The sequence below is a fragment of the Vibrio fortis genome (genome assembly GCF_024347475.1).
Lineage (GTDB): Bacteria > Pseudomonadota > Gammaproteobacteria > Enterobacterales > Vibrionaceae > Vibrio > Vibrio fortis.
The window spans coordinates 2,568,989-2,587,819 of record NZ_AP025487.1 but is presented as its reverse complement, the minus strand read 5'-3'; the positions used below and the strand labels follow the sequence as shown (position 1 = coordinate 2,587,819).

Annotated in this window: 13 protein-coding genes; 7 read left to right on the top strand and 6 right to left on the bottom strand. The window is 45.2% G+C overall.

Features of this window, described 5'->3' with window-relative positions:
• Together OCV50_RS11260 and OCV50_RS11255 are read left to right on the top strand one after the other, a co-directional pair.
• Positions 1 to 975: a type II secretion system F family protein gene (locus tag OCV50_RS11260; protein ID WP_239841120.1), complete on the top strand. Its 975-nt coding sequence runs from the start codon at positions 1 to 3 to the stop codon at positions 973 to 975.
• Positions 972 to 1,973 carry a tetratricopeptide repeat protein gene (locus OCV50_RS11255; protein ID WP_239841119.1) on the top strand — a complete coding sequence of 334 codons (1,002 nt, stop codon included), beginning with the start codon at positions 972 to 974 and terminating at the stop codon, positions 1,971 to 1,973. The genes OCV50_RS11260 and OCV50_RS11255 overlap by 4 nt, the downstream gene beginning before the upstream one ends.
• 93 nt (positions 1,974 to 2,066) lie before the next feature.
• On the opposite strand, the gene chrA is transcribed toward OCV50_RS11255, so the two are convergent.
• A complete protein-coding gene (chrA, locus tag OCV50_RS11250; protein ID WP_239841118.1) occupies positions 2,067 to 3,212 on the bottom strand; it encodes a chromate efflux transporter in 1,146 nt (381 codons plus the stop codon).
• A 101-nt stretch (positions 3,213 to 3,313) separates the two neighbouring features.
• On the opposite strand from chrA, the gene OCV50_RS11245 reads away from it, so the two are divergent.
• A complete protein-coding gene (locus OCV50_RS11245) occupies positions 3,314 to 4,240 on the top strand; it encodes a LysR family transcriptional regulator (protein WP_239841117.1) in 927 nt (308 codons plus the stop codon).
• Here OCV50_RS11245 and OCV50_RS11240 read toward each other — a convergent pair.
• The 3 genes from OCV50_RS11240 to OCV50_RS11230 form a co-directional block, all read right to left on the bottom strand.
• The gene (locus OCV50_RS11240; protein ID WP_261903085.1) at positions 4,227 to 5,321 is read right to left on the bottom strand and encodes a phosphatase PAP2 family protein; all 1,095 of its coding nucleotides are present in this window, start codon (positions 5,319 to 5,321) and stop codon (positions 4,227 to 4,229) included. The two genes, OCV50_RS11245 and OCV50_RS11240, sit on opposite strands and share 14 nt — an antisense overlap.
• A gap of 329 nt (positions 5,322 to 5,650) precedes the next feature.
• Positions 5,651 to 6,991 (bottom strand): MATE family efflux transporter, encoded by a 1,341-nt coding sequence (locus OCV50_RS11235; RefSeq protein ID WP_261903084.1) that lies wholly within the window; start codon positions 6,989 to 6,991, stop codon positions 5,651 to 5,653.
• 260 nt (positions 6,992 to 7,251) lie between these two features.
• On the bottom strand, positions 7,252 to 8,334 hold the full coding sequence (locus OCV50_RS11230; protein ID WP_261903083.1) for an ABC transporter ATP-binding protein: 1,083 nt from the start codon (positions 8,332 to 8,334) through the stop codon (positions 7,252 to 7,254).
• Between the two features lie 297 nt (positions 8,335 to 8,631).
• Between OCV50_RS11230 and OCV50_RS11225 the strand changes: the two genes are divergently transcribed.
• The 4 genes from OCV50_RS11225 to OCV50_RS11210 all read left to right on the top strand — a co-directional run bounded on the left by OCV50_RS11225 (position 8,632) and on the right by OCV50_RS11210 (position 14,975).
• Positions 8,632 to 9,552 carry a carbohydrate ABC transporter permease gene (locus OCV50_RS11225; protein WP_261903082.1) on the top strand — a complete coding sequence of 307 codons (921 nt, stop codon included), beginning with the start codon at positions 8,632 to 8,634 and terminating at the stop codon, positions 9,550 to 9,552.
• The gene (locus OCV50_RS11220; protein WP_261903081.1) at positions 9,552 to 10,403 is read left to right on the top strand and encodes a carbohydrate ABC transporter permease; all 852 of its coding nucleotides are present in this window, start codon (positions 9,552 to 9,554) and stop codon (positions 10,401 to 10,403) included. The genes OCV50_RS11225 and OCV50_RS11220 overlap by 1 nt, the downstream gene beginning before the upstream one ends.
• Positions 10,404 to 10,569: 166 nt before the next feature.
• Positions 10,570 to 11,796: an ABC transporter substrate-binding protein gene (locus OCV50_RS11215; RefSeq protein WP_150869181.1), complete on the top strand. Its 1,227-nt coding sequence runs from the start codon at positions 10,570 to 10,572 to the stop codon at positions 11,794 to 11,796.
• A 71-nt stretch (positions 11,797 to 11,867) separates the two neighbouring features.
• On the top strand, positions 11,868 to 14,975 hold the full coding sequence (locus OCV50_RS11210; RefSeq protein ID WP_261903080.1) for a beta-galactosidase: 3,108 nt from the start codon (positions 11,868 to 11,870) through the stop codon (positions 14,973 to 14,975).
• A 183-nt stretch (positions 14,976 to 15,158) separates the two neighbouring features.
• Here the strand turns inward: OCV50_RS11210 and ygjK are convergent, their stop codons facing one another.
• Both ygjK and ygjJ read right to left on the bottom strand, forming a co-directional pair.
• Positions 15,159 to 17,534 (bottom strand): alpha-glucosidase, encoded by a 2,376-nt coding sequence (ygjK, locus tag OCV50_RS11205; RefSeq protein WP_261903079.1) that lies wholly within the window; start codon positions 17,532 to 17,534, stop codon positions 15,159 to 15,161.
• A 15-nt stretch (positions 17,535 to 17,549) separates the two neighbouring features.
• Positions 17,550 to 18,614, bottom strand: a complete 1,065-nt coding sequence (gene ygjJ / locus OCV50_RS11200) for a protein YgjJ (RefSeq protein WP_261903078.1) — start codon at positions 18,612 to 18,614, stop codon at positions 17,550 to 17,552.
• Positions 18,615 to 18,831 lie beyond the last annotated feature (217 nt).

The window sequence follows — 18,831 nt, the reverse complement described above, 5'->3', positions numbered from 1 at the left end:
ATGGAGTTATTCAATTTAAGTGCTTGGATGCAAGCTATCGAAAACTTCGGGTTTAGTTCGCAGTTTGTGATTTATGCGATGATTTTGTTGACCACTGTTTTGTTGACTCTAACTGTGGGCTTTTTGGTGGTTGGTGCTAGCTCACCGTTAGATAAGCGCCTGAAAAAAATATCGGGTCACGGTGGAAATTCGACCCAAAGAAAAAGTTACGACTTTACCAATACACTCGAATCATTAAGTCCTTTTATTGGTAAGGGTAATAAGCGCGATAATGAGACGTACTCTGAAAAACTGATGCATGCCGGTTATCACAACAAGAGCGCATTATCTGTTTTTTATTCGCTGAAGTTGCTGTCCACTCTAGTCGGTCTGTTGTGTGCATTCATGGTGTACTTCACTTCGCTTGGCGGTAGTTATAACAACTTCTTAACCTTGACTTGTATTTTCTTGGGGATGTTTACACCAAACTTCATCCTCAATAAATTACAGAAAGAGCGCCAACGCAAAATCCGAAATGGTGTACCTGACGCTTTGGATTTGCTGGTGGTGTGTACTGAATCCGGCCTTGGTTTTAATGCGGCATTAGGGCGGGTTGCAACAGAACTGTATGTCTCTCAACCTGAACTCGCTGATGAGTTGGATACGGTGTTTGCCAAGATTCAAGCAGGTGTACCAATGCCGGATGCTTTGAGTCAACTTATTGAACGTACAGGGCTTGTTGAGTTAGAAGGATTGGTTTCTATGCTGTCTCATGCTTCAAAGATGGGTGGGAGCCTTGCACAAACCTTAAGAGACTATACTGCTGACTTCAGGGATAAGCGTCAACAGGCAGCAGAAGAGATCGCAGCTAAGATTCCAACCAAAATGCTGTTCCCAATGTTGTTATTTATCTGGCCATGCTTTTTTATCGTTGCGCTAGGGCCAGGGATGATGATCGTAATGGATGCCTTGACATCTCCAGGAGCTGAATTATGAGAACCATAAATAGAATTATATTATTCATGTTACCTCTTTTTCTTATTGGATGTGCGTCATCTGATGAAACGGGCAACGACTTTAATTCTGAACTTTACGCGGGCAAACCGATTGATACATTGAGCAATGATGCGCCTCCTTTGAACGAGAAAGAGGCCATTGTCCGAGGAGACAAGGCTCTGCGTGAGAACAATGTCGATCTTGCCTTGTATGAATACATTCGTTCCCTCTCTTATCCTGAGAAAGAGTTTCATGATAGAACGTTGTTCACAATTGGCCGTATCCACCAGTCTAGAGCGAATTACCCTTTGGCTGAAAAATCTTACCTTGCTGTTTTGAATGTTGACCCAGCGCATACGGGAGCACTTGAACAGCTTGGGAGTTTATACACTAAACAGAATCGACTGGAAGAAGGTTTAAGTTACTTCTATAAAGCCATTAACTCAGACCAAGTGCGATTGAGCAGTGGTCAAAGTATCTCTAATAATCATTCACTAACCAAGAGTCAGGCTCAAGCCTTTAAAGTGGACGATCAGTCCCCGTTATTAGCCTATATGGGAGTTGGAGTATTACGAGATGTTGCCGGTGATCATGATGTGGCACAGATTCTATTTGGTAAGGTGCTGACCATCTCTCCGCGCTCTGTCAAAGGGCTAATCAACATGGGTTATTCTCACTACATGGATGGTGAATATGATGAAGCGTTGCGATTGACGAATAACGCGTTGAACCTCGAACCAAACAATGAGAAAGCGCAGAATAACCTTGCCTTGATTTATCTTGCAAAAGGCGAAGTGCAGAAATCAGTTAACACCTTTATGCGTCATATGGATGCGCCAGAGGCTCTGAACAATGTTGGTTACTTCTTGATTCTTCAAGGCAAGCCAGAAGAAGCCATTCCTTACCTGCAGCAAGCGATTGATAAGAAAGCTTCATATTATGAGTTAGCCAATAAAAACTTGGAGACAGCAATCTCGCAAGTTCGAGAGATGAATTAAAAAATAGAGACACTGCTATACCTTTATCACAACAGTGTTTATTTATTGCCGAAGCGAACGAGTTTTCGCTTCGGCTTCATTTTAGGAATCAGTTTACAGCCAATTCATAACTGCACCCGCAGTAATAAACACACCGACTAAGCCAACGATTGGAAGCTTGATTGATTTAAGCAACCAAACACCAACCACGATTAGCGCGAAGTCTAGCCCATTGTTCACGGCACTGGTGAAGATAGGTTGATACAAAGCCGCGAGTAGCAGACCAACAACCGCTGCATTGACGCCTGTTAACGCACCAGACACCAGTGGTTTGCTCGCTATTGCTTGCCAATTTTTTAGGACACCTAACAGCAATAAAAAGCCCGGTAGGAAAACGGCTATAGTTGCAATCAGAGCGCCTAACACTGGCGATGCCGGCATAAGCACGTAACCTAAATAGGTGGCAAGGGTAAACATAGGTCCCGGAACGGCTTGAGCTGCTGCGTAACCCGTTAAAAAAGCGTCTTGGGACAACTGATCACCAATACCATTTTGGAGCAATGGTAGAACCACGTGCCCACCACCAAACACCAAGCTACCTGCTTGGTAGAACAATCCGAATACTTCGATACCCTTTGAGTAGCTTGCCAGCAAAGGCAGGCCAAAAAGCAGAGCGACAAAGAGAGCTAGTGGTGCAAATGAAATCTTTTCGCTACTGGTCATCGAAGGTTGCGGTTGTGAAGACAGATATTGACTGCCAATCAGTGCAGCAACAATAAGCACGAAGATTTGTGGCCAGATACCAGGGAATAGCAGTAACACAACGGCAGTCATAACGCATAGCGACGTTGCGATGGCTGATTTGCAGAAGTTTTTGTACATTCCATAAGTTGCATCGGCGACGACCACGACGGCAAGCAGCTTAAGTCCATGGATGATTGAGTTGAAGAGAGAGTTTTCAAGTAATTGAGAACTTGCAACGGCTAGTATTAGCATCAAGATCACTGACGGAGTTGTGAAGCCAACAAAAGCTGCAATAGCGCCAGTCAACCCTCCTTTTTTGTAACCGACAGCGAAGCCGACTTGGCTTGAACCGGGGCCCGGTAAGAACTGACTTAGTGCCACAATCTGACCGTATTCCTCGTCAGTTAGCCACTTCATTTTTTCGACAAACGTGTTTCTGAAATAACCGATGTGAGCCGCTGGACCACCAAAACTGATCCAACCTAGCCAAAAAAAGGTCTTAAAAATTGCAAACATGATCATACCCATTTAAAGAATTACGAGTAATTTAGGGGGAACAGTACTATGATTCAAATTAATTGTTTTAATTGTCTCTATTAATGATATTGGACGGGTAAGTGGCAAACTTTAATTGGAAAGGCATTGATCTTAACTTATTGATTGCTCTACAAGCATTGTATAAAACTAACAGTGTCAGCAAGGCGGCTGAGCGTTGTTTTGTGAGTCAATCGGCGATGAGCCATAGTTTACAGAGACTAAGAAAGCTGTTCGATGATCCACTGTTTGAACGTGTGGGGAGTCGAATGGAGCCAACAGAAAGAGCAATAGAGCTATCCCATTCCGTCGATTTATTACTTGCTCAGATTCAGACGGATATTTTGCGAGCCAAGCCGTTCAATCCGGAAACGTATGATGGTGTTTGGAAGATCGGTTTAACAGACTATGCAGAACAAATGTTTGGCCCGTCACTGTTTGACACAATTAAAAGATTGGCACCTCAATCCAAAGTTGCTTTGTTTAATGTTAATCGTGCTAATTACCAACAAGTTTATGAGAGTGAAAAGCTCGATGTTGTTATTGGTAGCTTTGGTGACGTAGTTAAAAGGTACAATACTCAGTTGCTTTATACTGAGCAGCATGTGTGTTTGTATGATAGTAAGGTGTGCCAGTTTTCAGACTCTATGTCACTGCTAGAGTTTACTTCGGTTGAGCACGCATTAGTTTCACCGAATGGCGCTATGAGCACCGGAGTCGATAAAAAACTGGAAGAGCACGGTTTGCAACGCAGGGTTTCCATTGTTTCAAGTAACTTCTTAACCGTTAAGAATCTAATTCAAGGTCGAAAACTGATTTGTATCGTTCCTAGATTAGTCGCAACACAACAAAGTCCAAATAGCTCAATAAAAGCAGTTCCACCACCGATTGAAGTTCCTGATTTTGATATACAGCTGATGTATCGGAAAGGTTTGTCGCAAGATAATAAAAACAAATTCATTCGCGATCTTGTAAGTGAGACCGTCATTCGAATGGCTAGGAAGTCGTAGGTTGGGGAGCTATCCTCTTAAGGAGCCAATCGACGAAGTACCATAGAATAATGACACATATAGCACCGATGTACCCATCGATTGCATAGTGCCAAGCAAGGTGTACGGACCCAACTTGAATAAAAAACGCATACATCCAGAGTGCGTAACCGAGCTTTTTATTTAGTTCATATCCACACAGAGCCATGAGAACTGCAATTGTGACATGCATACTTGGCATCGCTGATATCCCAATCCCTATCCCGTTTTCCGAATTGATGTATTTTTCTAATAACATCTCTTGAGTGCCTAGAGCCCACACAGGAGGTAACTCTAAAGAGACCAAATATGTGCTTTGCTGTTTTAGTAGCGCAATAAGGTCGGAATAGAGAGTTACGCCTTCGAAGTAATGCATGAATGCAGGACCTGCCGATGACAATACGATAGCCATGATGTTACCGAGCAAAGTCCAAGAGCTCATAAAGGTGATAAAAAATCGGTTTCTGAGGTGATCATTTTTCCTGTAAAGAATGAAATACAGAATCATCCCCCACATCAGAAAAAACCAAGCATTATATAGAGTGTTTATAAACAATGTGGCGTATGAAGAGGAGAAAAAGTAGTGTGTGATTTCCCATGGAGAGTAGCCAAAATGCAACCATTTATCGATGTGGTAGAACTCCAAGTCTAAGTAGTAAGGCATGACCTCAGGTATGATTGATTTTATAAATGTGTAGCTGGAAAATGAGATGTTCAGGGTAAATATCATGATGGCGAAGAAGACAGGCTTTGAGATTGGTAGAAATAGCGTCTTCATTTTCTTTAAGAAACGCTTTAATGGCCTCTTTTCTTTATTAATGAGTAGGTAAATGTAGTAATACGTCGCCCAAGCCATGAAGCTCACATAGCAAACAACAGAAAGAATATCTAAATAGTTATAGATGTCATATCGCAATGTACCGTAAGTTGATGAGTCAACCAGAAAAACAGGTAGGGTCGTTATTACAACAAAGTAAATGATCAATTTATTTCGATTGAACTCATTCTTCAATGAAAGAACGAGATTAGAACGCTTTGTACTGAGTGGAGATAATTGATCCATAAACACCTACAGTAAACAGCTGTTAAAAGAAGTCAGAATTTGATTAGAGGAAGGTAGCATCTACTAAAATGCTAGCGTAGTTTTTGGGGTTTTGTGTAGATGGGCGAATAAATCTTAAAAACAAAGAATTTGTCATCACCATGTTCAAATTGTGGCTATACTTAATTTGAGACTTAATTCAGTACAACAACGGATGATCGTGTGTATGTTCAGCGACTCTAGCTATGGATTGAGTTTTACATGGTTAAAAACTCTCCCTAACTAAATGGAATTAGTTGGTTTAAAGCGCTAGCTCCCCCTAGCGCTTTTTCTTTTGCTTTGAATGCTGTCTAGAAGGAGTACTTGGTCCATTTCTTAGCTCGCCAACGATGAGCCATAATGATGCCTCGGAACCATTCATCCATTGCAATGGCCATCCACGCGCCAAATACGCCATAGCCACAGTGCACGCCAAGCAAATAGCTCATGGCAACCCCAATGCCCCACATGCTCAATATTCCCATTTTCACCGGGAACTGAATGTCACCAGCGGCTTTTAGACACGAGATAAAGATCAGATTAAACACTCGTCCCGCTTCAAGCAGTATTGAGCCTGCAATAAGAGCGGCGGTAAGAGCGATGATCTCTGGGTCTTGGGTGAAAACATCTAGGATCTCGAAGCGGAATAGATATATCAAACAGGTGATAACGGTTGATGCGATAAAGCCTACAACAAAGTAACGTTGCACGCGTGAGGTAATCTCATCGATCCAACCTTTGCCGATGTAGTATCCCGTTTGGATCTGGCTGCCTTGACCAATGGCTAACGCAAACGCAAAAGAGAGACGAGCGATATTCTGCGCGTAGGTAAAGGCTGCGAGTGAAGAGGTGCCCATCTGAACAACAAAGAAGGTAATGCTGATCTGAGCCATGTTATAGGAGAGCACTTCTCCGGCATTCATGGAGCCAATCTTGATGATCTTTTGGTAAATTGATTTAGGAATAGTCTTGAATTGCTTAATCGGAAGGTTGATCCCTTTGCTTTTGACGACTCCAATCAAAATAAACATACCGATCACTTGGCTAAAGACAGTAGCAACCGCGACACCTTGAACACCGTAAACAGGTAATCCAAAGGGCTGGTATAGCGCGCAGTAGTTACCTACAACGTTGATAACACCCGCGATCATATTGATGACCATTGGAGACTTTGAGTAGCCGTGGCTGCGAAGAATGGTCGTCAATACTACGCCAATGGTGACGTTAAAAGTCAGTGCACCACTGATGAATAGATACTCTTGAGCGTACTGCTCGACTTGTGGTTCGAGCTGGTAGAGCGGTATGAAATATTCAGCACCCAGTACCGCGAGAATACTCAGCAAAATACCGGTAATGATGGCGAGGATGATGCTAGCCACACCGACATGCGCACTCTCTTGATCACGTGAAGCGCCGTTGTATTGTGCAATTAAGATACCGGTGCCACTGCTTACCATCGTCGAGACAATGATCAGAAAAAATGAGATCTGCGAGATAACACCAACTGCTGATACGGCTTTGTCTGAGTATCCCGATAACATGAACACGTCACTGGTGTTGAGCGCGGTTCTTAATAGGACTTCAATGAATATTGGCCAAGTGAGCGCAACGATTCCCATGCGTTTGTTTAGGTTGGAATCAGCATTAGGCATTTAGGTTTTCTCAAAAAAAGGAAGGGTGAGGCTTTAGTGTAGTGCTTATTAACAAAAAACGACTATCAAAATAATGTCCGGATTACATATAAGGTCAATAATAGACGGTTTTTAGCCGAAAAAAGAGGTTGGTTTGGTAACGTTTTCCCTTCAAACGTGGCTAAAAGGTAGGTAAGAGGTAAAGAAAATGAAAGGGGTACAAACAGAAAGGAAGAGCAACAAAGCCAGTGCTTAAAACTGGCTTTGTATAAACAGCATAGTTATTCGATTCGTTGACCTTGGGCATCGAATAGATGACAGTCTTTCGCAGAGAAGCTTAGCTCGATAGATTGATAACGAGAGACTTCTTGATCACCAGGTAAGTGAACCTTAAAGCCGTCTATACCGCAAGATTGGCCGAACATATAGGTACTATTGCCAAGACGCTCAACCACTTCACTTTGAAACTCAATGGTGATGTCAGAACCGCCATCAATTTCTAGGTGTTCTGGTCTAATGCCGAGGGTCAGCTGTTGTCCTTCGGCTAGTTTTTTGTCTGGGAGTGGAATAGTAATTTGGCTATTACCATTAATCGTGAGCTGAGCATGGGTCTCTGAACAAGAGCCTACGACACAAGGTAAAAAGTTCATCTTAGGTGAGCCAATAAAGCCAGCGACAAACTCATTTTGTGGATTATGGTAAAGCTCTAGTGGTGAGCCAACTTGTTCTACTCTACCGTCTCTAAGAACCACGATTTTATCGGCAAGCGTCATCGCTTCGACCTGATCGTGAGTTACGTAAATCATGGTGTTTTGCAGATCTTGGTGTAATTTTGCGATTTGTAAGCGCATATCGACGCGAAGTTCTGCATCTAGGTTAGAGAGAGGCTCATCAAATAGGAACACTTTTGGGTTACGTACGATTGCACGTCCAATGGCAACCCTTTGACGTTGACCACCAGACAGCTCCTTCGGTTTACGTTTCAGCAAGTGTTCTAATTGTAAGGTTTTGGCTGCGCTGGTGACCTGCTTTTCAATGGTCTCTTTAGCGACGCCATTCATTTTCAGGCCAAAGCCCATGTTCTCTTCGACGGTCATATGAGGATAGAGAGCATAGGATTGAAACACCATCGCTACCCCACGCTCTGCAGGGTCAACATCATTAACGAGGTCATCACCAATATGGATCTCGCCTTCGGTAATTTCCTCTAGGCCTGCAACTAAGCGAAGGAGCGTAGATTTACCACAACCTGACGGACCAACAAAAACAACGAACTCGCCGTTGGTTATCTCTAAATCAACACCATGGATGGTCTGTACATCACCATAACGCTTAATGACCTTTTTTAAGCTGATATCAGCCATGCTATCTCCTTGCCTTGTTGGACTACATCACTTTGCCTTTAAAACATACGCATTCATCAGAAATTTGTTAGGTGCCTCGCACGATTTATTGATCCGGCTCATACAAATTTTACAAACTATTCCGTTTTTTGTGGAATCGTTTACACAATTTAAACATAACGATACACAATATGATTGCTGAGATTAATATTTGAGCATGGTTACGATTAAAGCTTAGCAATTTGATGATGTTTCGCCGATTAACTTTGAAACAAATGGAATTGTAAACAAAGCTATGAAGACAAGGAATTTGGGAAAATGGTGCAATCTGTGAAAACGATATACCCAGAAAATCGCATCCCATCAGCCAGAAAGAAAAGGCGCATCAGCTCTAAGCTGTCGCCGTGGCTGTTTTTAACACCGGCAATTGCCATCTTCTCGCTCTACGTGATCTTTCCGATTGTGGACAGTATCTGGTTGAGCTTTTTTGAGTGGGATGGACTTGGAGAGAAAGAGTGGGTGGGACTAGAAAACTACCGCGAGCTTTTTGACTCAGATGCATTTTACACCTCACTGACGAATAACTTTCTCTGGTTGATCTTCTTTATGCTTGCGCCACCTTGTGGTCTGGCTATTGCACTCTTTCTCAACCAACAAGTGAAAGGCATTCGTGTCGTCAAGTCACTGTTCTTCTTCCCATTTGTTATCTCTCAAGTGGTGGTGGGCTTAGTGTTTGCTTGGTTTTATGACCCATCTTTTGGTCTGTTCAACATTGTACTGGGCTCGTTGGGTTTTGATCCTATTTCGATTCTCGCCAATGAAGACTACGTCACCTACGGGATCATCGTGGCAGGCCTGTGGCCACAAATCTCTTACTGCATGATTTTGTACCTAACAGGGTTGAACAACTTAGACCCTGAACAGTTAGAAGCGGCGAGGTTAGATGGCGCGAAGAAGTGGCGCATGCTGTGGTATGTGGTGCTGCCTCAATTACGACCTGCGACCTTTATCGCCGTGGTAGTCACCGTGATAGGTGCCCTGCGTTCATTCGATTTGGTTGCCACCATGACGGCTGGTGGCCCTTGGGGAAGCTCTACGGTATTGGCGTATCAAATGTATGAAGAGTCTATCTTTAACTATCGAATGGGCTATGGCGCTGCGGTTTCCGTTGTCCTATTCCTAATCATGGATATCTATATCGCTTACTTCTTGTGGCGTATGTTGAGGAGTGAAAAATAATGTATCCACAACCGATTCAAAAAGCAGGACGCTTTACCAATATCAGTTATCGAGTGGCGTTGCCTATCTCTATTGTGATGTGGCTGCTCCCACTCATTGCGGTGATGATGACCTCGATTCGCTCGATGGAAGATATCAACAAAGGTAACTACTGGGGCTGGCCGAGTGAGATTCAGTTCATCGAAAACTACACTCAGGTGTTCACGTCAACATCGATGGGTCAGTATTTAATTAATAGCTTAATCATAACCTTACCAGCAGTGGCAGGAGCGGTGGCGCTCTCGACATTGGCGGGCTATGCATTAGCTAAATACAACTTCAAAGCCAATCTTTGGATATTCGCGATGTTTATTGCGGGTAACTTTGTGCCCTTCCAAATCCTGATGATCCCAGTACGCGACCTAACGATTAATCTTGGCTTGTACGACACGCATTGGGCTTTGATCTTCTTCCATATCGCGTTTCAAGCCGGCTTTTGCACCCTGTTCATGCGTAACTTTATCGTTGGTATCCCCGATGCTTTGATCGAAGCCGCGCGCGTAGAAGGGGTCAGCGAATGGAGAATATTTTGGCATGTGGTTTTGCCACTCGTGCGCCCAGCATTAGCTGCACTCGCGGTATTGGTGTTTACCTTTATTTGGAATGACTTCTTCTGGGCTTTGGTTCTCGTTCAAAGTGATGAAGTGCGCCCAGTAACGGCGGGTTTGAGCTCATTGCAAGGCCAGTGGTTGGCGTCGTGGCAGTTTATGTCAGCTGGTGCGGTGGTTGCTGCAATTCCTCCAGTTGTCCTGTTCTTTACCATGCAGAAACACTTTATCGCCGGCCTGACGTTGGGAGCGACCAAAGGCTAAATATTGAATCAGGGCGCCTCAAGCTAGGAGCCCTGTTTAAACAATCCACTTTAATGAATGCACAGAGAGTAACTAAACCAGAAATAACCAAAGTACGAATAACTTTACCCGGCACAATAATAAAAATTGGACTTAGTGAGCCCCGCTCTATAACAAGGACCTACATATGAAATACGTGAAACATATCGCTGCAACTGCAGTGCTTGCTGCCTCCGTCTCGACTACAGCGTTCGCAGGAACCTTGGTCATCAACTCAGACGCCTCAGACCCTGCACCAAAAGAGGCTTGGAGTGAGATCATCAGTCGCTTTGAAAAAGAGAACCCTGATATCACGGTTAAGTACAACCTGTACGACCATGAGTCATATAAAACCACGATTCGTAACTGGTTGGTGACGTCACCGCCGGATGTAGTGTTTTGGTATGCTGGTAACCGTATGAAGGCGTTCGTTGATCGTGGCTTGTTTGAAGATGTCAGCGATATTTGGGCTGACAACAACATGAAACAAGACTTCGCAGCCGCTGCGCCTGCGATGACGGTACAGGGTAAGCAATATGGTGTGCCTTACACGTATTATCAATGGGGTATCTACTACCGAAAAGACATCTTTGAGCAGTATGGTATTGCTGAGCCAAAAACGTGGGAAGAGCTAAAGTCGGCGTCAGCAACGCTAAAAGAAAACGGCGTGACGCCATTTACCATAGGGACTAAGTATCTTTGGACGGCAGCTGGTTGGTTTGATTACATCAACATGCGTACCAATGGCTTGGATTTCCATATCCAATTGATGGATGGAAAAGTGCCTTACAGCGATGAGCGAGTGAAGAAAACGTTCGCCAACTGGGCTGAATTGGTTGAACCAGGTTACTTCTTAGATAACCACGCATCTTACTCTTGGCAAGAAGCGCAACCTTTCCTATACAACGGTAAGGCAGCGATGTACTTAATGGGTAACTTCATTACGCCAAACTTCCCAGCAGAGCTCGATGGCAAAATGGACTTCTTCCAATTTCCAGTTATCGACCCAAGCGTGCCAATGGCCGAAGATGCGCCAATGGATACATTACATATTCCATCGAAAGCCAAAAACAAGGCTGATGCTCGTAAATTCTTAGAGTTTGTTGCTCGTGCTGAAAACCAGCAGCTTATCAATGAGATGCTGTTGCAAATCCCAACGAATAACAAAGCGAAAGCCAAGTCAGATCCGTTCCTAGACAAAGGTGTTGCTATGTTGGCGGCGAGCGATGGTACAGCACAGTTCTACGACCGAGATACCAACCCTGCGATGGCTAAAGAGGGGATGAAAGGCTTCCAAGAGTTTATGGTTCACCCTGAGCGTATTGATAAGATCTTGAAGAAACTGGATAAGGTCAGCAAACGCGCCTTTAAGTAATTAAGCCCAAGCCGTAGCGATTGTCGCTGCGGCTTTCTTCACTCTGAACGGTATATCGCAAGGAACAGTTAATGAGAAGCTTCTCTCAAATCCTCTCAGCTCGTGAGTGGGAAAATCAACACATCACTCACCACAACGTCCTCGAAGCACATGCACCTTTGAGGGCGTACACCTCAAAAGAGGGCGCACTAACGCGAACCGCATCGAATACCACATCTTTAAATGGCGTGTGGAAATTTCAGCTATTTGATGCGCCAGAGTTGGTTAGTGAAGCCATGATTGGAGAGCATTTTGATGATGAAATGTGGTGTCAAATTGAGGTGCCGAGCAATTGGCAGATGCAGGGATTTGATAAGCCCATTTACACTAACGTGAAGTACCCGTTTGCAGATAAGCCTCCATTTGTACCTAGCGATAATCCGACTGGACTGTATAGAACATCCTTTCAATGTACAGATCAAGAACTGACAAACACCCACCGAATTGTATTTGATGGCGTCAACTCAGCTTTTCATTTGTGGTGTAACGGTAAGTGGGTGGGTTACTCACAGGATAGCCGCTTGCCTGCCGAGTTTGATTTATCGGCGTTTGTCAAAACGGGTGATAACTCGCTAGCGGTGATGGTGTTGCGTTGGTCAGACGGCTCGTACCTCGAAGATCAAGATATGTGGTGGTTGAGCGGCATATTCCGCGATGTCACCTTGCTAACCAAGCCAAAGACAGCAATCGAAGATGTCAAAATTGAAACCCAATTAGATGGTTCTTATCGTAATGCGCAGCTTAATGTGGATGTCAAAATATCAAAACAAGCTGACGGGAGTAGCGGTGCTCATCAGATAAAAGTGACGCTGCATGACGCGCAAGGTCAGCCAGTGATTGAACCTGATATTGTCGATTTTGGTCAAAGATATGTGGATGAAAAAGGCCCTTGGCAGGAGCTGGCTCATAGCCAAAATTTAATCATCGACCCACATAAATGGAGCGCCGAGTCTCCATATCTCTATCGTTGTGTTATCTCGTTGGAGAATGAACAGGGCGAGTTACTTGACTGTGAGGCATACGATGTGGGTTTTCGTAGTGTTGAGATCACCGATGGATTGCTTAAGGTTAATGGGAAGCCTTTGTTGATTCGCGGGGTTAATCGACATGAACATCATCCTGAACTTGGTCATACCATGACTCGTGAGGGGATGATTCAAGACATCAAACTCATCAAGCAGAACAACTTCAATGCTGTGCGAACGGCTCATTATCCTAACCATCCACTTTGGTATGAACTGTGTGATGAATACGGGCTGTATTTGGTTGATGAAGCGAATATAGAAACACATGGGCAAGTACCTATGTGCCGTTTATCAGACGATGCCTCTTGGCTTAACGCCTATATGCGACGCATTACTCGCTTGGTCGAGCGCGATAAAAACCACCCTAGCATTATTGTTTGGTCATTGGGGAATGAATCGGGGATTGGGCGCAATCATCACGCGATGTACCAATGGGTGAAGCTAACAGACCCAACTCGTCCCGTTCAATATGAAGGGGGAGGTGCGGATACCGCCGCCACCGATATTCTCTGTCCGATGTATGCCAGGGTGGATTGGGATTTACCTGTTGTCGCTCATCAACCAGAGGTAACACCGCGTGTAGGAATTCGAAAAGCGATAGCACTGCCCAATGAACAGCGTCCTTTGATTTTGTGTGAATACGCACATGCAATGGGCAATAGCTTGGGCAGCTTCGACAAATACTGGCAAGCCTTTAGAGATAATCCAAGGCTACAAGGTGGCTTTATTTGGGATTGGGTTGATCAGGGGATCACCAAGCAGGATAAAAATGGTCAGTCTTATTGGGGGTACGGAGGTGACTTTGGTGATGATATCAATGACCGTCAATTCTGTATCAATGGTCTGGTTTTTCCTGATCGAACGATTCATCCCACTCTACATGAAGTGAAAAAAGCGCAGCAGTTTTATCAGTTTACGCTAGTTTCTGCGTCTCCTTTAGTGATTGAGGTGTGCAGTGAACATCTATTCCATGCCAGTCAAAATGAAATCTTAAATTGGAACATTACTCAAGACGGTGAGGTACAGAGCCAAGGCAGTATTGAGTTATTGTTAGAGCCAGACTCGACTCTACAAATAGAGCTAGATGGCACTGTACTTCCTCAAAAAGCGAACGCACTTAACCACCTCAATTTGGAAGTCAGATTAAGCCAAGACACCAAATGGGCAAGTAAAGGACACGTTACCGCTACTGAACAACTCTCTCTACCTGCATTGTCGCAATTGGTGTTAGATGCTAATGCTTCAGAACATCCACCGCTGATTGTCGAGAGCGATGAGCGGCTTGCAATTGTCGGTACCCAGTATCGTGTTGAGTTTGACCGTCTAACGGGTACGGTAGAAAGTTGGTTGAAAGAGGGCGTTGAGCAACTTGCCTGTGGTATTCGCGATCACTTCTATCGAGCGCCATTGGATAACGATATAGGTGTCAGCGAAGCTAATCGCGTTGACCCCAACTCTTGGATAGCTCGATGGCAGGCGGCGGGGCTTGATTCTCTGACGCCAGAGTGCATTGATTTCTCATACTTCACGAATCAAAACAAAGCCTTGGTTACGTCGAAAATCGCGCATCTTGTCGATGGACAGGTTCGTCTGTTGTCGACTTGGCAGTATCAATTCTATTCTGATGGCGAAGTGATTGTTGATGTGCACGTTCAGGCCGCTAAAGGTTTACCATCGCTGCCACGTGTTGGTTTAACCTTCTCGCTAAAAGAGACGCCGAATAGTGTCGCTTGGTTTGGTTGTGGTCCGCATGAAAACTACCCAGACAGAAAAAGCTCGGCTCATATTGGTCGCTATCAGCAAAGTGTTGAGCAGATGCACACCCCTTACATCTTTCCGTCGGATAGTGGATTGCGTTGTGATGTGCGTGAAGCCGTTATCGGTGGATTTGCATTGCAAGGCGATTTCCAGTTCTCAGTCAGTCGCTTTGGGCAACAGCAGTTACAGAAAGCGAAGCATACCTGTGACCTCATCGAACAAGATCAGTTATTTGTTTATGTGGATGGCTTTCATATGGGAGTGGGTGGTGATGATTCATGGACGCCGAGTGTCCATGATGAGTTCAAGTTGACGCAAGAACATTATCGTTATCAGGTTCGATTTCTGTGTACCTAAAGTGCTGATAGCTTGCTAGGAAAGTAAAAGGATCATGGTAGGCCAAATACTCTGATAGCTCCTTCATTCACAGGTGTTGTCTTAAATAGAAAAAAGGCACTCAGCAGAAAACTGAGTGCCAAAGCCTGAAATTTATGAGGTTATCTTTTCATTGCGTTCCAGGAGACAGGTATCGATTTTGGTTTACTTTTCGTCCGTAAAGAAATCGTTGTAAAGCATGTACAAGTGAGCCGCACTCCAAGAGAAGTTTGGCGCACCTTGCTGCTCACCGTTTAATGGGTTGTAGTTCTCACGGATAGGGCCGTCTTGTACCAAGCCATCAGCGTGGTCGAAGAAGGCGCCTGCCATTTCAATTGCATCATCACGGTAGCCGTAGCTGTCCATACCTTTCAGACCGAAGTAGAACTGATCTACCCACACGCGTCCACGCCAGTAAATATCTGGGCCAAATGCTGGGCTAGATAGCGCAGCCGTGCCAAGTGGTACGTAAGTGTTGAACTCTGAGGTATCTTTCATCACAGAGACCACCGCGTCTGCGTGTGCTTGGGTTGCTGCGCCATTGAACAGTGGCGACCAACCTTCAGGGCCTTTGCCACGTTCTACAATCGGTTTACCCGCACAGCCATTAGCTAAAGGTTTATCTTCAATACGAATGTCGTAGTAGAAGTTGGTGCCTTCATCGAACATACAGGTGTTGATGTAGTTCGATAGGTGCTCAGCCTTTTCACGGAACTCTTTCGCTTCCGCTTCTTTGCCCAGAATGTCAGCCATTTCCGCTAGGTACTTGTTATCGCTGTACATGTAGCTTGCTTGGTCAACGGATTCTTGTAGCAGTGAGTAGCCTAACAAGGTGCCGTCTTCCGCGCGGTTTTGGGCGAATTCAACATCCCAATCACTGCGTTTACCGCCGCTGGCCACGTATGCGTCTAGCTGGTCTTTATCGATGAAACCAAAGGCTGCCGCATCGTCACGACCTGACTCCCAAGACGCCGCGGTTTGAGCTGGGCTTTCGATGTAGTCATAGTTGCCTTCTGCAACCACCTTATCCAGTGTTGCTTGGCCGATAACGGTTTCGTGTTTGTCACCACGAACCACAGTGAAGTACATTTCGCCTTCAGGGGTGTTGTGTGCTTTATCACGCGCTGCGCCGTACTCAGGAACGCCATTGCCGTTGTTATCGCGGTTACGTAGCCACCAATCGTGGTATGCCACTAGTTTTGGATACATCTCTTCTAACCAAGCTTCGTCGCTGGTGGTCTTGTAAACTTCCATTACCGCCCATGCTGCTAGGCTTGGCTTAGTGTTACGTTCATTCCAGTTACCACCGTCACCGCCACGCTCAGGGCTTAGGTTGTAAGCCAATAGATCTGGCACGTAACCTTCATCCCAAGGGCGAACAGGGTCGTCAGCTTGAATTTGGTAGGCAAACATTGCGCGGATGTTGTCTTTCGCTACGTCTGGGTTGAAGTGCGCCATTGCGTAAGCTTGTTTCCATGTATCCCACGGCCATGTTTGGTTGCCTGAGAACCAGCGCGCGGTTACCGATGGTGTCACAGAGTCAAACTCCATCGCACCGGCTGCGCCACGCCAGTTACCATTTAGGGTTTCCATCGCTTTTACTGCAACACGCTCTTGCTCTGGCGTCGCATTCGGGTTGGTCAGGCCCATCTCTAGGTAACCTTCCCAACGCGCTTCAGATGCAGCTAAGAAGTCGGTAGGGTTTGCCATGATCTTTTTGATCTCAGGCTGTTCCGCTTTCGCTTCTTCTGCAGTTAACACGTGCGAGTATGTGGTGTAGATAGTGGTTGATTCTTCAATGCTTGCCGTTGAAGTAAATGCTAGGCCATCGACCTTGGTTTGGGTTGGAATCGACTTATGAACTTGGTACTCAGATTCGCCTGAAGTCAGTAGATCCCATGTTGAACGCACTTTACCGAAAGTGACCTTTAGGCCATCGTCGGTTGCAACGATCTGACGATTGTAGTCAGGGTAAGTCTCGGCAATGGTTTTATCGGTTTGTGCTACGCCTTCTTTCGCGTGTGTTTTTTCAAGCAGTTCACCGTCCCACACTAACTCGACTGGCGAGTCAGTGGTGATTTTAGTTTCCAGCAGAGAAGTGCGGTTAGAAGCGAAACGCATTGTCATTTCAACCGTCACATCGTCAGATTTTAGCGTCTGAATCAATGCGCCCGGCAGGCTATAAGCCTCCATGGTGAATTCGACTTTTTTGCCATCTTTGTACACGCTTAGGCGGTCAAAGTTATCAGCCATGAAGTTGATGTACTCTTCAGTAAGCAGAGCAGTTCCTGGGAAGCCACCCATGCCTTCAGCCGTGTCTGGTAGCAAGTGGCCGTGCCATGCGCCTAAGTCAAAGAATGGGTTGAAGCGTTGATGGTCATCGAAGTCGTAGTCACGCATGTATTCTGGTGAACCAGTGCGGTCGATAACGTTTTTAAATTGGTTTGCTTGAAGCTCTTCAGAGCCAGTATTTGACGCGCAACCAGTAACAACAAGTGCTGCGCCAATAGCGATAGCTGCGAATGATTTGTTCAGTTTCATAGTGAGTTCCTGTTGTTACCAGTAGAAGTATTGCATTGCGAACACTTGTGCGTCACCGATCTCAGTGTCGCTGCCTACGCCAAAGCGGCTATCGAAAGCGGTCGCAAATGCACCGTTTCCGTATTCGTACCAAACACCCGCGTTGATGTATGACGTGATCTCTTTTTCGCCGTTGTCTCCATCAAAGTTGGCGTAGTTGTAAGCGGCAGATAGGTAGACGCCTTGCGCTGCTTCGTACCAAGCACTGGTTTGAATGCCAGACTCGCTACCGAAAGATTCTTGGTTGCCTTTGTCTGTGTCGTGCCAAATACGCGTTGCAAAGTTCTTGTACTGGGCACCTAATAGCAGAAGTTCACCACCGTCGTTATTACGAACTTCACCACCACCCATGAGGGTAAAACCGTCCGCCAAATCGTACTGGACATAACCATTGATCATGGCGTTTTTGTCTTTCCATTGGTCTGCGAAGTTGTCGTATTTACCAAAATGGATGAGCGCATCGTCTTCAGAGAAGTCAGACTCTGGAGCGAAGGAAACGCTGTAGCGCAGCTTGCCTTCTAGGTTTTGCATCTTCACACCAACGTGCACGTCACGAGTGTTTGAGATCGCGTAGCCGTACTCTACCGTTGGGTCACCCCACCATTGAACGTCATCCAGAGATGAGTCCATACGACCAACAATAAATTCTGTTTTTGCATCGGTTCGGTAACCAGCGTAGAAGCGGTTAAAACCACCTTCGAAGCCGCCCCAACCATGACCCGTTGCCCATGCATTGCCTTCGTCATCGGCTTGCACCGTCCAGCCTTCCATGTAAGCAAGACCAAACCAGTTGCCATGCTCGATAGCTAAACCAGCTTCAATGTATGTGCCGTCTGCGTAGCGGCCCTTGTCATCACCTTCCAGCGCTACATGACCACCAAGGCCAAGCTCACCATAAAAGTTAAATAGAGTTTCAGTTTCTGTTTTAGGAGGCTGAGTGTCGCTGTGGTTAGCAGCGGTTTCGTCAGCGTGGGCATTCGCCGTTAAAGCAGCAAGGATACAACTTGTAATAAGAGTGGTTTTAGTAAAACTACTTTTCATTTTGTTCACTTCTGTGTCGGGTTAGTAAATGAAGAGTCGTAAGCAGTTCTGACTTCTAATATGGGGTGCTCTCAAGGCGTAGTGGTCAGGTTACTTGCGTTCTCCCGACTGATATTACTGATAAATGTGTTGTTTAAAATACGATTAACCCAAAAGTGTGATCTATTTTAGTAAAATATTTACCGTTGTTTTATTTTGCGTTTTAGTTGAATTTGTC